Source organism: Bacillus sp. Medicinal_06 (genome assembly GCF_056711665.1).
In genome coordinates this window covers 49,603-68,032 of sequence record NZ_JBWYHD010000005.1, presented here as the reverse complement: position 1 = coordinate 68,032, position 18,430 = coordinate 49,603, and the positions used below count along the sequence as shown (strand labels likewise).

The 18,430-nt window shown below is 35.7% G+C and carries 14 protein-coding genes, 2 pseudogenes and 1 other annotated feature; of the genes and pseudogenes, 12 read left to right on the top strand and 4 right to left on the bottom strand.

What is annotated here, in order from left to right; genetic code table 11:
- Positions 1–126: 126 nt before the first annotated feature.
- The 5 genes from AC1M36_RS13230 to AC1M36_RS13210 all read left to right on the top strand — a co-directional run bounded on the left by AC1M36_RS13230 (position 127) and on the right by AC1M36_RS13210 (position 5,849).
- On the top strand, positions 127–1,362 hold the full coding sequence (locus AC1M36_RS13230) for an MFS transporter (RefSeq protein WP_479845948.1): 1,236 nt from the start codon (positions 127–129) through the stop codon (positions 1,360–1,362).
- 475 nt (positions 1,363–1,837) lie between these two features.
- Positions 1,838–2,347 (top strand): DUF3995 domain-containing protein, encoded by a 510-nt coding sequence (locus AC1M36_RS13225; RefSeq protein ID WP_336451942.1) that lies wholly within the window; start codon positions 1,838–1,840, stop codon positions 2,345–2,347.
- A 936-nt stretch (positions 2,348–3,283) separates the two neighbouring features.
- The gene (locus tag AC1M36_RS13220; RefSeq protein ID WP_336451943.1) at positions 3,284–4,033 is read left to right on the top strand and encodes a metal ABC transporter ATP-binding protein; all 750 of its coding nucleotides are present in this window, start codon (positions 3,284–3,286) and stop codon (positions 4,031–4,033) included.
- Positions 4,030–4,896 carry a metal ABC transporter permease gene (locus tag AC1M36_RS13215; RefSeq protein ID WP_336451944.1) on the top strand — a complete coding sequence of 289 codons (867 nt, stop codon included), beginning with the start codon at positions 4,030–4,032 and terminating at the stop codon, positions 4,894–4,896. The genes AC1M36_RS13220 and AC1M36_RS13215 overlap by 4 nt, the downstream gene beginning before the upstream one ends.
- A 17-nt stretch (positions 4,897–4,913) precedes the next feature.
- Complete coding sequence (locus tag AC1M36_RS13210; protein WP_336451945.1) at positions 4,914–5,849, top strand: metal ABC transporter substrate-binding protein; 936 nt, start codon at positions 4,914–4,916, stop codon at positions 5,847–5,849.
- 97 nt (positions 5,850–5,946) lie between these two features.
- Here the strand turns inward: AC1M36_RS13210 and AC1M36_RS13205 are convergent.
- Positions 5,947–6,063 (bottom strand): annotated as a pseudogene (locus AC1M36_RS13205) (arsenic resistance protein); the annotation flags it as partial.
- Positions 6,064–6,308: 245 nt separating this feature from the next.
- Here AC1M36_RS13205 and AC1M36_RS13200 point away from each other — a divergent pair.
- The 6 genes and pseudogenes from AC1M36_RS13200 to cysK all read left to right on the top strand — a co-directional run bounded on the left by AC1M36_RS13200 (position 6,309) and on the right by cysK (position 13,151).
- Positions 6,309–6,437 (top strand): hypothetical protein, encoded by a 129-nt coding sequence (locus AC1M36_RS13200; protein WP_336451946.1) that lies wholly within the window; start codon positions 6,309–6,311, stop codon positions 6,435–6,437.
- 321 nt (positions 6,438–6,758) lie between these two features.
- A pseudogene (locus AC1M36_RS13195) lies at positions 6,759–6,926 on the top strand (UDP-galactose-lipid carrier transferase); the annotation flags it as partial.
- Positions 6,927–7,448: 522 nt separating this feature from the next.
- The gene (hflX, locus tag AC1M36_RS13190) at positions 7,449–8,708 is read left to right on the top strand and encodes a GTPase HflX (RefSeq protein ID WP_336451947.1); all 1,260 of its coding nucleotides are present in this window, start codon (positions 7,449–7,451) and stop codon (positions 8,706–8,708) included.
- Positions 8,709–9,039: 331 nt separating this feature from the next.
- Positions 9,040–10,614 carry a Vga family ABC-F type ribosomal protection protein gene (locus tag AC1M36_RS13185; RefSeq protein ID WP_336451948.1) on the top strand — a complete coding sequence of 525 codons (1,575 nt, stop codon included), beginning with the start codon at positions 9,040–9,042 and terminating at the stop codon, positions 10,612–10,614.
- A 395-nt stretch (positions 10,615–11,009) separates the two neighbouring features.
- Positions 11,010–12,218 (top strand): MFS transporter, encoded by a 1,209-nt coding sequence (locus AC1M36_RS13180; RefSeq protein ID WP_336451949.1) that lies wholly within the window; start codon positions 11,010–11,012, stop codon positions 12,216–12,218.
- 15 nt (positions 12,219–12,233) lie between these two features.
- On the top strand, positions 12,234–13,151 hold the full coding sequence (gene cysK / locus AC1M36_RS13175) for a cysteine synthase A (RefSeq protein WP_336451950.1): 918 nt from the start codon (positions 12,234–12,236) through the stop codon (positions 13,149–13,151).
- A 64-nt stretch (positions 13,152–13,215) separates the two neighbouring features.
- On the opposite strand, the gene AC1M36_RS13170 is transcribed toward cysK, so the two are convergent.
- Positions 13,216–13,863 (bottom strand): hypothetical protein, encoded by a 648-nt coding sequence (locus AC1M36_RS13170; RefSeq protein WP_336451951.1) that lies wholly within the window; start codon positions 13,861–13,863, stop codon positions 13,216–13,218.
- Between the two features lie 78 nt (positions 13,864–13,941).
- Entirely contained in the window at positions 13,942–15,576 is a 1,635-nt protein-coding gene (locus AC1M36_RS13165; protein WP_336451952.1) for a putative polysaccharide biosynthesis protein, read from the bottom strand.
- 228 nt (positions 15,577–15,804) lie between these two features.
- Positions 15,805–16,029 (top strand) — a binding site (T-box leader).
- Between the two features lie 305 nt (positions 16,030–16,334).
- On the opposite strand from AC1M36_RS13165, the gene AC1M36_RS13160 reads away from it, so the two are divergent.
- On the top strand, positions 16,335–17,672 hold the full coding sequence (locus AC1M36_RS13160; protein ID WP_336451953.1) for a sodium-dependent transporter: 1,338 nt from the start codon (positions 16,335–16,337) through the stop codon (positions 17,670–17,672).
- Between the two features lie 51 nt (positions 17,673–17,723).
- Here AC1M36_RS13160 and AC1M36_RS13155 read toward each other — a convergent pair whose 3' ends face one another.
- Positions 17,724–18,422 carry a polysaccharide deacetylase family protein gene (locus AC1M36_RS13155; RefSeq protein ID WP_336451954.1) on the bottom strand — a complete coding sequence of 233 codons (699 nt, stop codon included), beginning with the start codon at positions 18,420–18,422 and terminating at the stop codon, positions 17,724–17,726.
- Between the last annotated feature and the right edge of the window lie 8 nt (positions 18,423–18,430).

Below are 18,430 nucleotides of genomic sequence, written 5' to 3'. Positions count from 1 at the left end.
TAAAAGAATGGATGAAAATGTTGTTGAATATGAAATGTTAACCATAGTACATTTAACAAGGGAAGAATTTTTCATAAAGAAGGTGAGGAATTGCTTAATGAAGCAAATGGCCTAATAAGGGGGCATATGTATACAGCAGAAGAACAACAAAAGCTGTATAAACGAACATTAATCATTGTAAGCATTTCACAAATGTTTGGAGGTGCAGGCTTAGCCGCTGGAATTACAGTCGGGGCACTGCTTGCACAGCAAATGCTTGGAACAGATGCATTCGCGGGACTGCCAACAGCGATGTTTACAATGGGATCAGCAGGAGCGGCTTTCATAGTAGGGAGGCTCTCACAACGTTATGGGCGCCGGATTGGGCTTGCGTCTGGGTTTATGGCAGGAGGAGTTGGTGCTATTGGTGTCGTAATGGCAACTCTAACAAATAGTATTATCCTTCTACTAGCTTCCTTACTCATTTATGGGGCAGGAACAGCCACAAATTTACAAGCTCGTTATGCTGGTACGGACTTGGCGAATAAGAAGCAGCGGGCAACAGCCATTAGTACGACAATGGTTATGACAACTTTTGGAGCGGTCGCTGGACCGAACCTGGTCGGGATAATGGGAAATATCGCTCTTTCCATTGGGATTCCGAAACTTGCGGGGCCGTTCTTATTATCAGCAGCTGCATTTTTACTAGCAGGGCTCGTACTTTTTATTATGCTTCGCCCAGACCCATTAATAGTAGCGAGTGTAATAGAAACATATAAACAGAAGCAAATAAAGAAAGAAAATTCAATGATTAAGACGTCGATAGAAAATAAAAGAGGCGTTATAGTTGGTGCGGTCGTTATGATACTTACGCAAATCGTAATGGTCGCAATTATGACAATGACTCCTGTACATATGAAGCACCATGGCCATGGCTTGCATGAAGTGGGCCTTGTTATTGGTTTCCATGTAGGGGCAATGTATTTGCCATCACTTGTTACAGGAATTTTAGTTGATAAGGTTGGTAGGATGACAATGAGTATCGCTTCTGGGGTAGTATTACTTAGCGCGGGAGTGATAGCTGCTGTCGCACCAAGTGACTCTTTAATTCTCTTAGTCGTTGCTTTAGTTTTACTTGGGTTAGGATGGAACCTTGGTTTAATAAGCGGTACTGCTCAAATTGTTGATGCAACAGAACCTTTAACACGCGCAAAAACACAAGGGAAAATCGACGTTTTAATTGCATTAGCTGGCGCTTCCGGTGGAGCGATGTCTGGCATGGTAGTAGCAAATTCAAGTTATGCAGCATTATCATTAGCTGGAGGAGCCTTGGCCTTGTTACTTATTCCTGTTGTGATTTGGTCTCGGAAAGGGAATAGATAGCGTTCACTAAAAGAATATAAAAGTGTTTTTTATAAAATGGTGAGGGGTATGTCTCTGTTTGGGGGAGATACCTTTCTTTTGATTCAAGTTGTAGTTTCTTAGAGGGCTTGTCTGTAATCATATTAGTAATATGATGTGTAGTGATTACAAAGAAAAGAAGTGCGTTTCGCGCTTCTTTTTGAGATCACACCAACAAAACGTGGATTTTATACGCTAAGGATATGCAGGATTTCATACAGGCTACGAGAACGGGTTGAACTGCCAAATGCTGTTATGACAGGGATGTATGAAATCTTGCATACAACGGAAGGTTGACAAACTCGTGGTATGAATGGCTTTCTAGGATTTGGTTACTGCTGATAATTTGACTTTATGTAAACTAAAAATGTATAGAGTATTCATTGCGATATTCTCTTACAAACCGGTCTTGGTTGCCTTGATAGCAACTGCATATAATGATAGTGGGGTGGAAAAATTGAAGTTTAATCAAATGAAATGGGCTGGTTATGCTGCGTGTATTTGGTTAATATTGTATATTCCGATCCACATTTATTGGGCATTGGGAGGAACGACATTAATGCCTGGGCTTTGGAGAGATGAGGCGAAGTGGGCAGCAGTAAACTGGGGAGCATCTGTAGTGTTGTTAGTAGCATCAATATTTGCACTATTACTGGTTCATCCTTGGGGACAAAAGATCTCAAGATATTTGATGCTTGCAATGGGTTGGTTTGCTTGCATATTGCCAATCGTGCATGCTGTCTACGGATATATTACAAAAGGACTTTTTCTAGCTGGTATTATTCCTTTAAAATTTTTTGATTTCTCAGTATGGGAAACATTAGATGGCGATTATATGATCTTAATAGATTTGTTACTTTTCGAACCTTGGTTTTTAATCGCAGGCGTCTTATTCGGGTCAGCTACTTTACAGTATCAAAGTAAGATAAAAGAAGTAATGGATCAACAACAAACTATTATTAAATAAAGATCTTCGATAGAAGATTCTTATTCGTATACCGATAACACTGATTATGTGAAAAGAGAGTAGTCCGTAATCCTGTTAATAATACAATACAAAAGCTAGGGGTTAAAGGGCGTTTGTAAGCGGATATTGGGCTTTTTCGTAGGGGAGAACTCGAATTGTAATGATTGGGAGATGTCTTATAAGTCGTTAAAACCGACTTATGGGCAGCTCTCTTTTTTTATCCCGCTACTTTAGGGCAGTAATACTCCCACCTCAAAATTCGGCGGGAGCAATGTCCAGCTCTAGCGGCTAGAATCTCCGGTCGCCCGCACCCCCTCGGACGAGGCAAAAAGCGCCTCTCTATCGGGGGTGCGGGCGTCCTGTGATTCTGAGCGAGCCGCACTGATTAAAGTTTCACTTTATTTTCCTATTTAGACCTTGCAATTGACTATGACCTTATCCTGCACCAATGCGTCCTTTTAAAGATTCAACGTTTTTTGCCATATGAATGCTCCTGCCCTATGTGCTGATTGTTGTATGTTTTATATTATTTTGTACGAAAAACAATCATTAGATTTTTAGGAAAAGTATAATCCGTTATAAAACGAATAACTATTAAATAGGGGGATTAACTATGTCGTACAGTGACTTTAAATTACTTTTTTAGAGGGAGTTATCTGGAATAGTGGAGCTTATAATAAAAGTTGTGTGTATTGAGGTGAAAGTAATATATTTTAGATGAATTTTAAAAGGGTATTCATAAACTAATAAAAATAGTTTACAAATTTGCATCCAGCTTATATAATTTGATTCATATAAAAAAGTTTCCTTAAGGAAACATAAGTTCAAATGTACATTATATGTATAATATAATTTATCTTATATTTTTTTGCCTTAAAGTTGCCTTTGTGCAAAATACTTATCCTAACGAAAAAAAGAAAGGGGAATGCATAAAAAATGACTGAGGCTGTAGTTGTAAAGGATTTGTTTGTATCATATCAAGGGAATCAAGTGGTCCAAAACGTTTCCTTTGATATTGAAAAAGGAAAACTCGTTGGAATTATTGGTCCAAACGGGGCAGGGAAATCTACTTTGATGAAAGCTGTATTAGATTTAATTCCAAATGATAAGGGATATGTTCGGATTCTTGGAGAGGATATTCGAAGCGCTAGAAAGCGGATTGCGTATGTACCACAAAGAAGTGATATAGATTGGGATTTCCCTATTACAGTTTTAGATGTCGTGCTAATCGGAACGTATCCATCTTTAGGTATGATAAAAAGACCAAAGAAAGAACATCGGGATTGGGCATTTGAATGTCTAAAAAAAGTCGGAATGGAAGAGTTTAAAAATCGCCAAATTGGTGAGCTTTCAGGCGGACAGCAACAACGTGTCTTTTTAGCAAGAGCTTTAGCGCAAAAGGCGGAGATTTTCTTCTTAGATGAACCATTTGTTGGAATTGATGTAACAAGTGAAGAGACAATTATTAAAATTCTTAGAGAGTTACGCAAAGAAGGAAAAACGATTGTTGTTGTACATCACGATCTAAGTAAAGCAGAGTCCTTTTTTGATAAATTACTATTATTGAATAAAAGCTTAATTCATTATGGAGAAGTACAACAAGTATTGGAACCAACTGTTATGTCAAAAGCGTATGTGAATCAGGGAATATTCTTTAATAATTCAGCGGAGGTACATTCATCATGAAGATTGTAGAATTTATAGATGCATTAATGCAGTACGGTTTTCTGCAGAAGGCGTTATTAACTTCCGTTATGGTAGGAATTATATGTGGTGTAATTGGATGTTTTATTATTTTACGAGGCATGGCATTAATGGGTGATGCCATTTCACATGCCGTTCTTCCAGGAGTAGCGCTTTCTTATATGATTGGAATGAATTATTTTATAGGTGCGGTTTTAACAGGGGTTATTACTGCAGTAGGAATTGGATTTGTAAGTCAAAACAGTCGTATTAAACATGATATGGCGATTGGGATTATGTTTACCTCTGTATTTGCTGTAGGGATTATCTTAATTACCTTTATGAAGAGTAGTTCTGATTTGTACCATATTTTATTTGGGAATGTCTTATCGGTTCGTTCTTCTGATATGTGGATGACACTTAGTATCGGAGTTGTTATTATTGGTCTTGTGTTTCTATTTTACAAAGAATTATTGGTGTCTACATTTGACCCGACAATGGCACAAAGTTATGGATTGCCGAACAAATTGATTCATTATGGCTTAATGATTCTTCTTACGATGGTTACAGTTGCTTCACTTCAAACTGTAGGGATTATTCTAGTTGTCGCTATGCTTATCACACCAGCGGCTACAGCGTATCTATTAACAAACCGTTTGTGGGTCATGATCTATTTAGCAGCGGGTATTGGTGCACTTTCATCTGTAGTAGGGCTATACTTTAGTTTCTCTTATAATCTTGCTTCAGGTGCAACAATTGTTCTTGTTGCAACATTCTTGTTCGGATTGGCATTCTTTTTCTCACCGTCACAAGGTATGTTTTGGAGAGCTATAAAAATTAGAAAAAATAGAGCAGAGTTGTCATAATTGATTGGAGGATAAAGATGAAATTAAAAAATGTGTTATTTTCGATACTTTGTATTTTTGTTTTTGCACTAACAGCTTGTTCTAGTAATACAACTGGAAAAGAAGAGAAAAGTGGAAAATTAAAAGTTGTAACAACATATTCCATTATATATGATATGGTAAAGCAAATTGGTGGAGATAAGGTTGAAATTCATAGTCTTGTTCCAATTGGCGCTAATCCACATGAATATGATCCACTGCCAAAAGATGTTATGAAAATGACAGATGCAGATACGGTATTTTACAATGGTTTAAATTTAGAAGAAGGTGGAGCGTGGTTTAAAAAGCTATTAAAAACTACAAATAAATCAGGGAAAGATGCACCTGTTTATAAGGTAAGTGAAGGTGTAGAGCCGATTTATTTAGAAACAAAGGGATTAGAAAAAGAACCAGATCCACATGCATGGATGAATATAAGAAATGGTATTCTATATGCTGAAAATGTGAAGAAAGCATTAATTAAAGAAGATCCTAAAAATAAGGAATTGTATACTGAAAATGCGGAAAAGTATATAGCAGAACTGCAGAAATTACATGATGAAACGGTGAACAGAATCCATCAAATCCCTGAAGAAAAACGTTTCCTAATCTCTAGTGAAGGTGCTTTTAAATACTTTGGAAAAGCATATGGAATTAAGACGGGATACATTTGGGAAATTAACTCAGAGAATCAAGGTACTCCAGATCAAATTCGAGACGTTGTAAGTTTAATTCAAACGAATAAAGTTCCAGCTTTATTTGTGGAAACAAGTGTAGATCGACGTAGTATGGAAACTGTTTCAAAAGAAACGAATGTACCGATTGCCGGTACAATCTTTACAGATTCACTTGGTAAATCAGGTGAAGATGGAGACACTTACTTGAAAATGATGAAGTGGAATACAGATACCATTATTAATGGATTACAGAAGTAGTATTAAGTTGAATAAAACAATAAAACAAGCACCTACTCAGGTGCTTGTTTTATTTGTATTACTGAGGTGTAGTTTCTGCTACTTGTTTCTTCTTCCTGATTAGTAATAGAACTACGTTCATGTTTTGTAATAGGTATTTACCTTGTGAGGCAAACATTGCAACAATTGCTAAACTTAAAAATAGAATTTGAGCAGAACTGAATAATGGAAATATTACACACCTTATTAGAATTTATTTTTATAATATTTTACATACGGTTTTTAATGAGTTAAAAAATTTTCGTATGAACCAACTACCTACATGAGTGAATCCGTGTGTTACTTTAAAAACTCATTAACCTAAAACTAGTTTACTATAGTTCCGAAAAGATAGGAATCATTGAATGAAGAAAGGGTTAAATAGACGGATTAAAAAATTAATAGTAAATCATTACAAATTTCAAATTAATAGGAGGGTTCATGAAATATGAGGTAAAGGGAGAGAAATATACAGGTATTAAAATGTACTCTCGTATTTATAAGATTACAAAGGAAGAAAAAGGGCAAAGTACACGGTTAGCTGAAGTGTTGCAGCCGCCTCTTGATTAATTCTATAGTATTTGGAATTAAGCTTTTGTCATATAGGTTGACGAAAAAGGTCTCGATCGTATATAAGATCGAGACTTTTGCTATTTATTTCGGGTATAAAGCGTTAAAAGTGTTTCAAGAAACGAATAATATTTATCGTATACTACATGCTAAAACGATTTGCCATTCATCTTATAAGGGATGGAGAATATAAGGTAAGTGAAACTATCTTATTAGAGATGCTAGATGATGCTGAATTAATACAGGATGAATCAGAAGCAGCAAGAACTTTGCATAATTTAGGTTTTTTGTATTATTGGCAGAAAAAGAAAATAAAAGCATTGGAATATTATTGCGAGTAACGATAAATTATATGCGCGTGTGAAAACATTGAAAGTAATTATTGCATTAATTGAAGATTATTTTGTAGAGCATGGAATCGAATTTCCATCATACTATCATGAAATGAAAGAGAACATGCAAGAGGAAGGCGAACAAGTACAAAATTAATTTAGGCCCTATTCACCATAAGAAGTGTACGCAAAAAATGGAGAATCCACTAGAAAATTGATGATTTTGTTTATGCCCATAATTGAAGTTTATTCTTGTGGAAAATATATAATTATGCTAAGATTTATGTAACTTTTAATGAACGGAGGGGTCTCCTTTGATTTTAATCAGATTACGTCTCAATACTTTGTGCCGATAATTGAATAGCGCTCAAAGGCTCTGTCTGTGTGCAGAGTGAACGGGATTGGTCTGCCTATTTTAAAGGAACCCTTTATTGAACTAATATGTGAAAAGAGGGAGGGACGAATACGCCCTCTTTTTGTTTTGCCTTTATAATAGAATGATGTGATATATGTGTATGTTTTTTAGGGATACGTATATCATTTGTGACGTATTGACCATGTAGCAATTTGAAAGCTATGCTTTCTTTTGTTTATTTGTCGTACTCTCATCCGTTTACGAAAAACACAGGCAGTGACCTGTGTTTTTTATTTTACGTAATCGAAATGGAGGAATTAATATATGGAAGAACTAGTACAAAAAGCAATATTAGTCGGAGTGAATTTAAATAATGAAAGTGATTTTGAATATTCAATGGAGGAGTTAACAAACCTTGCAGAAGCTTGTGATGTGGAGGTTGTAGGGCAAGTTACGCAAAATTTAAACCGTGTGAATCCATCACATTATATTGGAAAAGGGAAAATTGAAGAAGTGTCTGCTTTTGTGAAGGAAGCAGATGCGAATATGGTTATTTTTAATGATGAATTATCACCTTCGCAAATTCGAAATTTAGAAGCTGATTTAGATTGTAAAGTTATTGATCGTACCATTTTAATTTTAGATATTTTCGCGCAGCGTGCTAAGACGAAAGAAGCACAGCTGCAAGTTGAAGTCGCGCACCTTCAGTATATGATGCCACGTTTAATTGGCCTTCGTGAATCTTTAGGAAGACAGAGCGGCGGAGTTGGTACAAAAAATAAAGGTGTCGGTGAAAAGAAATTAGAGTTAGACCGTCGTAAAATTGAAGAGCAAATTGCAGTATTAAATAAAGAGTTAGAAGCGCTTGTCGCGCAGCGTCAAACGCAGCGTAAACAGCGTAAGAAAAATGAAATCCCTGTTGTTTCATTAGTAGGATATACAAATGCAGGTAAATCAACCATTATGAATACGATGCTGGAGATCTTCAATGGTTCTACTGAGAAACAAGTATTTGAAAAGGATATGTTATTTGCGACGTTAGAAACGTCAGTGCGAAATATTGAACTTCCAGATAATAAATCGTTTTTATTAACGGATACAGTTGGTTTTGTAAGTAAATTACCGCATCACCTTGTTAAGGCCTTCCGTTCTACGTTAGAAGAAGTGGCGGAGGCGGATTTATTGATTCATGTGGTCGATTATGCAAATCCAAATTATGAACAATTAATTGAGATTACAAATCAAACACTAAAACAAATTGGTGTTGAAAATATCCCGACAATATATGCGTATAATAAATCAGAGATGATGGATGTTGAAATCCCCAAAATACAGGAGGACCGAGTATATCTGTCTGCAAAACAACAAATTGGGATTGAAGAACTTGTAGAAATGATTCGTTCGCACATTTACAAAGAATATACAAAGTGTGAGATGTTAATTCCTTATGATCAAGGGCAAGTTGTTTCTTATTTTAATGATTATGCACATGTTACATCTACAAGTTATGAAAATGAAGGTACGAAGATTTCACTTGAATGTAAGACGAGTGATTTTGAAAAATACAAACGTTTTGTTATTTAAAATGAAAAAAACATTGATTTTATTTGAAATTTCTAGCTATACTAAAAGTAGCGTTAATGAAATTAAAAGAACGGAAGGGTGACCCAATTACATGAAGTACTAATCCTATTTACGAAAGCAAACAATTGAAGGTTTTTTTAGCAGACGATTACGCTGTTATTTGTGATGCCTTCAATTTGCGTTTTTCAGAATAGGATTGGCTTTGTATAGTTGGATCTAAAAGGGGTAGTCTCTTTTGGTGTACACCTATATAATGATTTATGCCTCCTATTCTGAATGGATATAGGGGGCATTTTTTGTCTCCTAAACTTGATAAAAAGGAGATGTTACTATGTTTTTATTAGAAGCAAATCATATAAAGTACTATGTACAGGATCGTTTATTATTAGATGTGGATCAACTGCAAATTCAGCAAAATGCTCGAATTGGGTTAGTCGGTAGAAATGGAAGCGGGAAAACGACGTTACTTCAAATTCTAGCTGAAAAGATTTCTCCAGAAGAAGGGAAAGTGACTCAACATACTCGTTGTGAACTTTTACCCCAGCTGAAACGAACAGATACAACAAAAAGTGGTGGGGAAGTGACGCAAGAATATATTCAAAAGGCTCTCATTAAAGATCCAGAGCTGTTACTTGCAGATGAACCGACAACAAACCTCGATACAGAACATATTGAATGGTTGGAGAAGAAGCTGAAAAAGCGGCAAGGAGCATTTATCATTATTTCACATGACCGTGCATTTTTAGATGCTCTTTGTACAACGATATGGGAATTGGATGAAGGAAAGATAAAAGAGTATACAGGCAACTATAGCGATTATGTAAAACAAAAGGAAATAGAGCTCAATCAAGAACAATTAGCGTATGAAAAGTATGAGAAAAAGAAAAGGCAGTTGGAAGAAGCATTGAAGTTAAAGGAGAAAAAAGCGGAAAGAGCAACAAAGACTCCAAAAAAGGTGAGTAAGTCAGAAGCGAAAATTACAGGAGCAAAGCCATACTTCGCAAAAAAGCAAAAGAAGTTACAAAAAACAGCATCGGCCATTGAAACGAGATTAGAAAAGCTTGAAAAGGTAGAAAAAGTAAAAGAAATTCTGCCGCTTAAGATGAACTTGCCGAATGCAGAAACATTTAAAAATCGAATTATTGTTCGTGTAAATGATGTAACTGGAAAAGTTGGTGAGCGTGTACTTTGGAGCAAAACGAGTTTTCATATTCGAGGTGGGGATAAGTTAGCAATTATCGGTTCAAATGGGAGTGGGAAAACGACACTTGTCAAAAAAATTATGAATCAAGAGTACGGTATTAGGCTTTCTCCAGCTGTGAAAATCGGCTATTTTAGTCAAAATTTAAACATATTAGATACGGAAAAATCAATTATCGAAAATGTACAGTCCTCTTCAAAGCAGGATGAAACATTGATTCGAACGGTTCTTGCGAGAATGCATTTCTTCAGAGATGATGTTTATAAACTTGTAGGAGTTTTGAGTGGCGGTGAACGAGTGAAAGTAGCATTAACAAAGCTATTTTTAAGTGATATTAATACGTTAGTTTTAGATGAACCGACAAACTTTCTTGATATGGCAGCTGTTGAAGCGTTAGAATCTCTTTTAAAAGAGTACGAAGGGAGTGTAATCTTTGTTTCACATGATCGCCGGTTCATTGAAAATATCGCTACACGAATTTTAGCGATTCATGATCAAGAAATTAAGTTATTTGATGGAACGTATCAGCAATATAAACTAGGTCAAGTGGAAAAGACGCGAGATACGAAAGAAGATAAGCTTCTTTTACTTGACACAAAAATATCGGAAGTGCTAAGTCGCTTAAGTATTGAACCGTCTGAAGAATTAGAAATAGAATTTCAAAAACTTTTAAAAGAAAAAAGAGAATTGGACATAGCTGAATAAGTTTGAACGGTATTCAAAAATAAAGAGTACATCACGACTAATTGAGTGATGTACTTTTTCATATGATAAGCAATATTGATGTGGGGAGGTCACCATTTATCAGTTGCTAAAGGTATGAAAAAGAAATGTTTTCCATAATTTTTTTAGTTTGTTTCTACATTTTATCTGTATTTCAGTGTAAAAAAGACAGAAGTATCCACGATTAAACCTAATGTATATTATTTTGGTATAACAATTATATATATGAATATTAAAACGGAGTTGTGTTACTGGAAAAAGAGATAAAACCATTATAGAATAGGAAATATTTCAAAAATCAGAACTTATTACATATTACAGTAAGTGTACTGTTAATAAGTTATACTTTCTGTTTTTAGGGAAGGAGAGAGGGAACTATGCAGGCGGTGTCAAAGGAAAATACAGTAGCCTCACCTACAATTTATCGCATTTTATTTGCAATTAGTTTCGGTCATTTTTTAAATGACTCGATGCAGGCTGTTGTACCAGCGCTATTTCCTATTTTGGAAAAATCGATGAATTTGTCCTATATGCAGGTAGGGTGGATTGCATTTGCACTCAATATGACATCATCGATTATGCAACCGGTATTTGGGATGTATTCAGATAAGAAACCATCACCATTTTTACTACCACTAGGTATGTTTTCAAGTATGCTTGGGATGATTGGACTTGCGTTCGCACCAAACTTTATTATCGTTATTATTTCTGTTCTATTTATTGGATTAGGATCAGCGGTCTTTCATCCTGAAGGAGCACGCGTTGCTTATATGGCAGCGGGTGCGAAACGTGGGTTAGCGCAGTCCATTTATCAAGTAGGAGGGAATACAGGGAATTCTCTTGCACCAATTTTTACAGCGCTAATTTTTGTTCCGTTTGGGCAAATTGGATCACTGGGATTTACAGCTTTTGCAGCGGTAGGTATTGTACTATTAACTTTCGTTTCAAACTGGTACAAAAATGAGTTAGTAAATGGTGCAGTACGAAGAAAGAAAAGAGCTGCACTTGAGGCTGAAAATGCAATTGTGAGTACACATATTAAATTTGTAATTGTTCTTCTTGTTTTCTTAACCTTTGTTCGTTCTTGGTATGGAGCTGGCATCGGGAATTTCTATCAATTCTATTTAATAGAGCATTACGGCTTGTCTATTAAAAATGCGCAGTACTTTGTGTTTGCATTTATGATTGCTGGGGTGCTTGGCACATTCTTTGGTGGACCTTTGGCAGATCGATTTGGTAAGAAAAATATTATCGTATTTTCCATGCTAGGTTCTGCACCACTTGCACTTTTATTACCGTATGTTTCTTTAGCATGGGTTGTACCGTTATTTTTATGTATCGGTTTTATTAGTTCTAGTAGCTTTAGTGTTATCGTTGTTTACGCACAAGAGCTTGTTCCTGGAAAAGTTGGAATGGTGTCAGGCTTAATTGTCGGTCTTGCATTTGGGCTTGGAGCATTAGGTGCCGTTGTTCTTGGAAAATTAGCAGACGTGTATAGTCTACAATTTATTATGATATTATGTAGTTGTTTACCGTTAATCGGACTTACATCATGGTTACTACCAAGTGATCGAAAATCACGATAGAATAGGGGATACGCTATGAAACTATGTCACAATGTTACAGAATTAATTGGAGATACACCAGTCGTACGATTATCACGATTTGTTCCAGAAGATGCAGCTGATGTATACGTGAAATTAGAAATGTTTAACCCATCTCGGAGTGTGAAAGACCGCGCTGCGTACAATTTAATTTATATGGCGGAAGAGCAAGGTCTCATTAAGCCAGGTGATACGATTATTGAACCAACAAGTGGGAACACGGGAATTGGTTTAGCAATGAATGCAGCTGCGAAAGGATACAAAGCCATTTTAATTATGCCGGATAATATGTCAAAAGAAAGGATTAATTTGCTAAAGGCATATGGGGCAGAAGTTGTGTTAACGCCGGCAGAACAAAGAATGCCAGGAGCAATTGCAAAAGCAGTAGAACTGCAAAAAGAAATACCAAATAGCTTTATTCCGCAGCAATTTGAAAACCCAGCAAACCCGAACATTCATCGCTATACAACAGCTCTTGAAATTTATGAACAAATGGGTGGGGAATTAGATGCATTTGTAGCAACTGCTGGAACAGGTGGAACCATTACAGGAACGGGAGAAACATTGAAAGAGAAACTACCAAATTTATATATTGCAGTAGTTGAACCGAAAGGATCTCCTGTTTTATCTGGTGGTGTGCCGGGTCCTCATAAATTAGTTGGAACAAGCCCGGGATTTATTCCAAAAAACTTAAATACGGAAATATATAATGAAATCATTCAAATCGCTGATGAAGAAGCGCTTAGTACAATGAGAAATCTAGCAAAACAAGAAGGGATACTAGTAGGATCCTCTTCAGGGGCTTCCGTCTATGCCGCAATTATGATAGCGAAACGATTAGGTGCTGGTAAGAAAGTGTTATGTATTGCGCCTGATACGGGAGAACGTTATTTAAGTATGGGATTGTTTGAGTAAGCAACGTATTAAAAGAGATTGTATGCCATATACAATCTCTTTTTTGTATTTTAAGAGTATAATTTTAGTCTATGTCCTCGAGCGTTGTTCCTTTAGGTAAATTAGCACATAAACTTTCTAATGTTGAATATTTTTCTAGATTAGAAAATAAATAATAACCTAAACCATCGTGAGCAATTGTAATAAAGGTGGTGTCCTTTTCTATTTTGAAGTAGGGAACTGAACGCTCTTTCTTCCTCCTAAACTCATAGATCGTTTCTAATGAAAAAGATAGATTTTTAGAATTAGAGATTGCATAAAACTCATTTTGAGACGCTAGCCAAAATGTTTTTTCTAAAGCGAGTGCCAATACATTTGAATTATCAATTTGTATTGTAAAGCAAGGTGGGGGATAGTGTATATGTTGGCCAGAAGTCCAATATGTCTGTACTTCATCTAAGAAAGTTAGCGTATAGATGATACCTAATGTATCAAGTGTAGATTGTATCGCTTCATAGTCATCGTAATAAGCAAATGTAAGGTATAGAGGGTATGTATTGTGGGTAATTAAGAAATTTTGCAAAAGTGCTTTATTGTGTTCAACATAATCTCCTTCAATACCTTTACTCATAAAATAAATAGCACTTATATGCCCATCTATTTTTAAAGAACGATTGAGTTTGTCTAAAAAATGCTCATTCATTTCTTCTTTTTGAATCCATACTTTTGTCATGGGTTCCTCCCTATAAGGAATAATTTAATAACGAAAGAAGAGGTGTAACATTCATATAAGTTACACCTCTTCTTTGTTTTATTTTACTAATTTTTTTAATACGGGTAAACGACTAATTCGATCACCAAGGATATGGGATGCTAGACCACTTGTTAATACGAAAGCGAGATAAACAACTCCTCCAACCGCGCCGCATATGATAACGATGAGTAATGATTCAATATAAGGTTGTCCAGGAATTAGCCATCCGATAATCGCTTTTAATCCCATTACGACAGCGGACATTGCTGCCGAGTAAATGGTAATAAGAAATACTGTTTTAGCTGTTTCGGCAATATCAAACTTCGCAAATTTGACAATGCAATATAGCATAATGATATCAGAAATAAGATATCCAAGAATTGTTCCAAGTACGGCACCATGTCCACCTAATAAGTATAGAAGTGGTGTATTCACTATAACTTTTACAAGAATACCAATGGAGAAGGCAATCATTGTTTTTCGTTGATAATCAATGCCTTGTAAAATAGCTGCTGAAACAGTGAAAATCGCACTTAATACAGCTGATGGTGCATAAGAAATTAAATATTGAGACCCACCTAAAGCTGTATCAGAACTCATATATACCATGCGGAATGCATCGTATGCGATGCTAGCAAGTCCAAAAGCAGCAGGGATTGTAAAGAACAATAGCACTTGGAAAATCTTTGTGATTTGTTCTTGTAATTCTTCTAATTTCCCGCTTGTAAATGATTTTGTTATCGCTGGAATAATTGTAAGTGAAAATCCAGTTGCGAGTGAAGCCGGAATCATAATTAATTTTTGGGCATAGTTCGTTATATAAGCAAAAATCGCGTTAGCTGTTTCAAGCGGTGTCCCAATTGCTCTTAGTGCGTCAGCAACTGTATATTGATCCACTAAAGTATAAAGTGGAATAGCGATTCCTACGAAAACAATGGGGATTGCGTAACGAAGTAGCTCCATATAAATGTTTTTTAATGAAACGTTTGAAGCTCTTGTTTTTCGTTCGCCTGTAGGTGGTTTCAAATGATTATATTTTTTCCAATACATGATTAAAATTGAAACGCTGGCAATTGCTCCGATAACCGCACCAAATGTAGCAACTGCAACGGAAGAAGCAACAGACCCACCTAATAATTTTGAAACGATAAAACTACCCACTAAAATGAAAACAACGCGTGCAATTTGTTCTACAACTTGAGAAACAGCACTTGGCTTCATATGTTGGAACCCTTGGAAGTATCCACGTGTGACACTCATCGCTGGAACAAGAATAAGTGCGAAACTTAGTGCTCGCATTGTCAGTGTTACATCAGCGATAAATCCCGGATCTGGTGTTTTTGAGCGAATAATAAACTGTGATACGTAAGGCGCTCCGATAAATAAGATTAAAAATCCAGCGAACCCCATAAGCAGCATGATTTTTACACTAGAATTATACAGTTTCTTACTTGTGTTATAGTCACCTAATGCATTATATTTAGCAACAAATTTTGACACGGCAATTGGAATGCCAGCTGTTGAAAAGCTAAGTAAGATGCCGTACCAAGAATATGCATACGCATATAAAGCAACCCCCTGTTCGCCAACTAATAGTTGAAAAGGGAAGAAGTATATAAAACCTAAAATACGTGAAATCATTGTGGCACCACTTAGTAAAGCGGTTCCTTTTAAAACTTTTGAAGTAGACAAAACCTTTCCTCCTACTCGTGCTCTCATACAACCATCCTATATTACTATAAACCTGCTGATGTATTTAATAAAGTATAAACCATAAGTGATGTAATAGTATTCATGGAAAAGTCAGATTTTGAATTTTTATAGCGAAAAATAGGAGTATAATACATAAAAATTCAAAAAATTAGTTGACACTATTTTTAATGTATGATAAAAATGATAGTAATCAATTCGGAAAATAATATTTGGGCAATGAAAGGGTAAAGTAGTGAAAATCTCCCTATATCAGAGAGCTGGTGGTTGGTGTGAATCAGTATATAGATTATTCATGAAGTTCGTCCTGGAGCATCTTTCATAAATCTCATATTGTGAGGAAATGAAAGACGGTAGTGTATACCGTTATCAAATAAAGTGGTGAAGAATTTTTTTCACAACTAGGGTGGTACCGCGATATATATCGTCCCTACGTATTTACGTAGGGACGTTTTTTATTTAGGTCTTACTTGTGTTGTATCTTCATAACTAGGGTGGTACCGCGATATTTTATCGTCCCTACGTATTTACGTAGGGACATTTTTTATTTTGGTAGTTTCTTAGTATTCTTCACAACTAGGGTGGTACCGCGATATTTTTATCGTCCCTACGTTTTCGTAGGGACGATTTTTTATTTCTGAAAGGAAGTGATTGCATTAGAAAGAGAAGAGGATAGAACAATAGATATAAGGATGAAATGTCATAAAAAGAAAAAATAGAAGAAGAGAGGAGACAGAAAGATGAATTCACAGCAATGGACATCGAAATTAGGTTTCGTTTTAGCTGCAGCAGGTTCAGCGATTGGTCTTGGCGCAATTTGGAAGTTCCCATATATGGCCGGTATTGGAGGGGGCGGTGCGTTCTTTCTTATTTTCATCGGTTTTACTTTACTGATTGGTTTACCTTTATTATTAGCAGAATTTGTGATTGGAAGAAGCACGCAAAAAGAGGCTGTTGATGCATATAGAGAAATCGCTCCTAAAACATTATGGCCGTGGCTTGGTAAATTAGGAATTGTAACATGTTTCATATTGCTTTCTTTTTACAGTGTTGTCGGCGGATGGATTTTATTATATTTATGGAATGCAATTACAGGGAGACTATGGGAAGGAAACGGTGCATATGAAGCAACATTTGGTGAAATCATTTCCAACCCATATTTAGCAGTTGGATCACAGCTATTATTTATTCTTATTACTATTTTTATCGTAAGTAAAGGCGTACAAAACGGTGTAGAAAAGGTAAATAAATACTTTATGCCAGCACTATTCGTTTTATTCTTTGTGTTGATTGTTCGTGCACTTACACTAGATGGAGCAGGAGAAGGTGTTCGCTTCTTCTTACAACCGGATTTCTCGCACGTAACGTCTGAGATTGTTTTATATGCGATGGGACAATCATTCTTCTCATTATCAGTCGGTGTAGCCGTAATGGTAACGTATAGTTCATACTTGCCGAAAGAAGAAAGCTTACCACGTTCAGCATTTTCAATTGTTGGTTTAACACTTGTGATTACATTGCTTGCGGGGCTTGCGATTTTCCCAGTTGTATTCGCATTTGGGATGGAACCATCTCAAGGTCCAGGGTTATTGTTTATTGTACTACCAGCTATTTTCAGTAAAATGGCATTTGGAAAACTATTTTTCATTATTTTCTTATTGTTATTTTTCTTTGCCACTATCACATCAGCAATTTCTATGTTAGAAATCAGCGTTGCTTCTTTAACAACAAAAGGTAAAGGGAAGCGCGAAAAAATGGCATTGATTGTTGGGTTATTAATCTTTGTGGTGGGAATTCCATCAGCATTATCGTATGGTGTATTAAGTGATGTGAAGCTCTTCGGAAAAACAGTCTTTGATTTAGCAGACTTTGCAGTAAGTAACGTACTTATGCCGCTTGGAGTATTGTTAGTTGCGATTTTTGTTCCATTAAAGATGAAGAAAGATGTATTAATGAGAGAACTTGGTGTAAGTAAAAATAAAGGATATAAATTATTTGTACTATGGTTATTCTTGCTTCGCTATATAGCACCAATTGCAATTATAATCGTGTTTTTAAATGTAATTGGAGTAATTTAAAATACAAAATTCCCTAGCATAACATGATGCTAGGGAATTTTCACTGTAGAATTATCTTGTTTGTAATTCATTTACAGTTACAAATTGATAGCCTTGTTTTGATAAAGAATCTAAAATACCTTCAATAGTTTGTAGGGCATTACCAGAATCGTCGTACATCGAATGTAACAAAATGATAGAACCTGGTGTTACATGTTTATTTACATAGTTTATTTGGTCGGCAGGAGAAGAGTAATACGTATCGGGTTCAAGATCCCATGTAATTGTTTCGATATGTTGTTTGTTTAAATAGTAAGGCAAACCGATTAGTTTTTTTCCATTCGGTGGCCGGAAATCAATTTGATCTGTATATCCTGCTGCGCGAATCAATGTATTTGTTTTTGCAACTTCTTCTTTAATAAAAGAAGGTGTCTTAAAAATCATTCGATTATGAGAATATGTATGATTTCCAAGTTGATGTCCAGATTTTACGATTGCCCGTCCTAATTTTAAGTTTTTCTCTAATTCATTTCCAATAACAAAAAAAGTAGCTTTCGCATTATATTTATGTAAGAGTGGTAATATCTTTTCTACATTTTTTGTAGGTCCATCATCAAAGGTTAGAGCAATCACTTTTTGATTTGTGTCTACTCGATTTGTTAATTCACCAAATAACTGATAGGTTCTTGAGTTCATTAATTTATAGGTTCCGTATAGTGACAGAAAAATAGCTAAGAGTACAATTGCTGATATAATGATTCTTTTTTTCATAAAGCGAC

Bases quoted from the DNA above. Each gene is read 5' to 3' on its own strand.
- AC1M36_RS13230 (WP_479845948.1), top strand. From the start codon at position 127: ATGTATACAGCAGAAGAACAACAAAAGCTGTATAAACGAACATTAATC.
- AC1M36_RS13220 (WP_336451943.1), top strand. From the start codon at position 3,284: ATGACTGAGGCTGTAGTTGTAAAGGATTTGTTTGTATCATATCAAGGG.
- AC1M36_RS13215 (WP_336451944.1), top strand. From the start codon at position 4,030: ATGAAGATTGTAGAATTTATAGATGCATTAATGCAGTACGGTTTTCTG.
- AC1M36_RS13210 (WP_336451945.1), top strand. From the start codon at position 4,914: ATGAAATTAAAAAATGTGTTATTTTCGATACTTTGTATTTTTGTTTTT.
- AC1M36_RS13200 (WP_336451946.1), top strand. From the start codon at position 6,309: ATGAAATATGAGGTAAAGGGAGAGAAATATACAGGTATTAAAATGTAC.
- hflX (WP_336451947.1), top strand. From the start codon at position 7,449: ATGGAAGAACTAGTACAAAAAGCAATATTAGTCGGAGTGAATTTAAAT.
- AC1M36_RS13185 (WP_336451948.1), top strand. From the start codon at position 9,040: ATGTTTTTATTAGAAGCAAATCATATAAAGTACTATGTACAGGATCGT.
- AC1M36_RS13180 (WP_336451949.1), top strand. From the start codon at position 11,010: ATGCAGGCGGTGTCAAAGGAAAATACAGTAGCCTCACCTACAATTTAT.
- cysK (WP_336451950.1), top strand. From the start codon at position 12,234: ATGAAACTATGTCACAATGTTACAGAATTAATTGGAGATACACCAGTC.
- AC1M36_RS13170 (WP_336451951.1), bottom strand. From the start codon at position 13,863: ATGACAAAAGTATGGATTCAAAAAGAAGAAATGAATGAGCATTTTTTA.
- AC1M36_RS13160 (WP_336451953.1), top strand. From the start codon at position 16,335: ATGAATTCACAGCAATGGACATCGAAATTAGGTTTCGTTTTAGCTGCA.
- AC1M36_RS13155 (WP_336451954.1), bottom strand. From the start codon at position 18,422: ATGAAAAAAAGAATCATTATATCAGCAATTGTACTCTTAGCTATTTTT.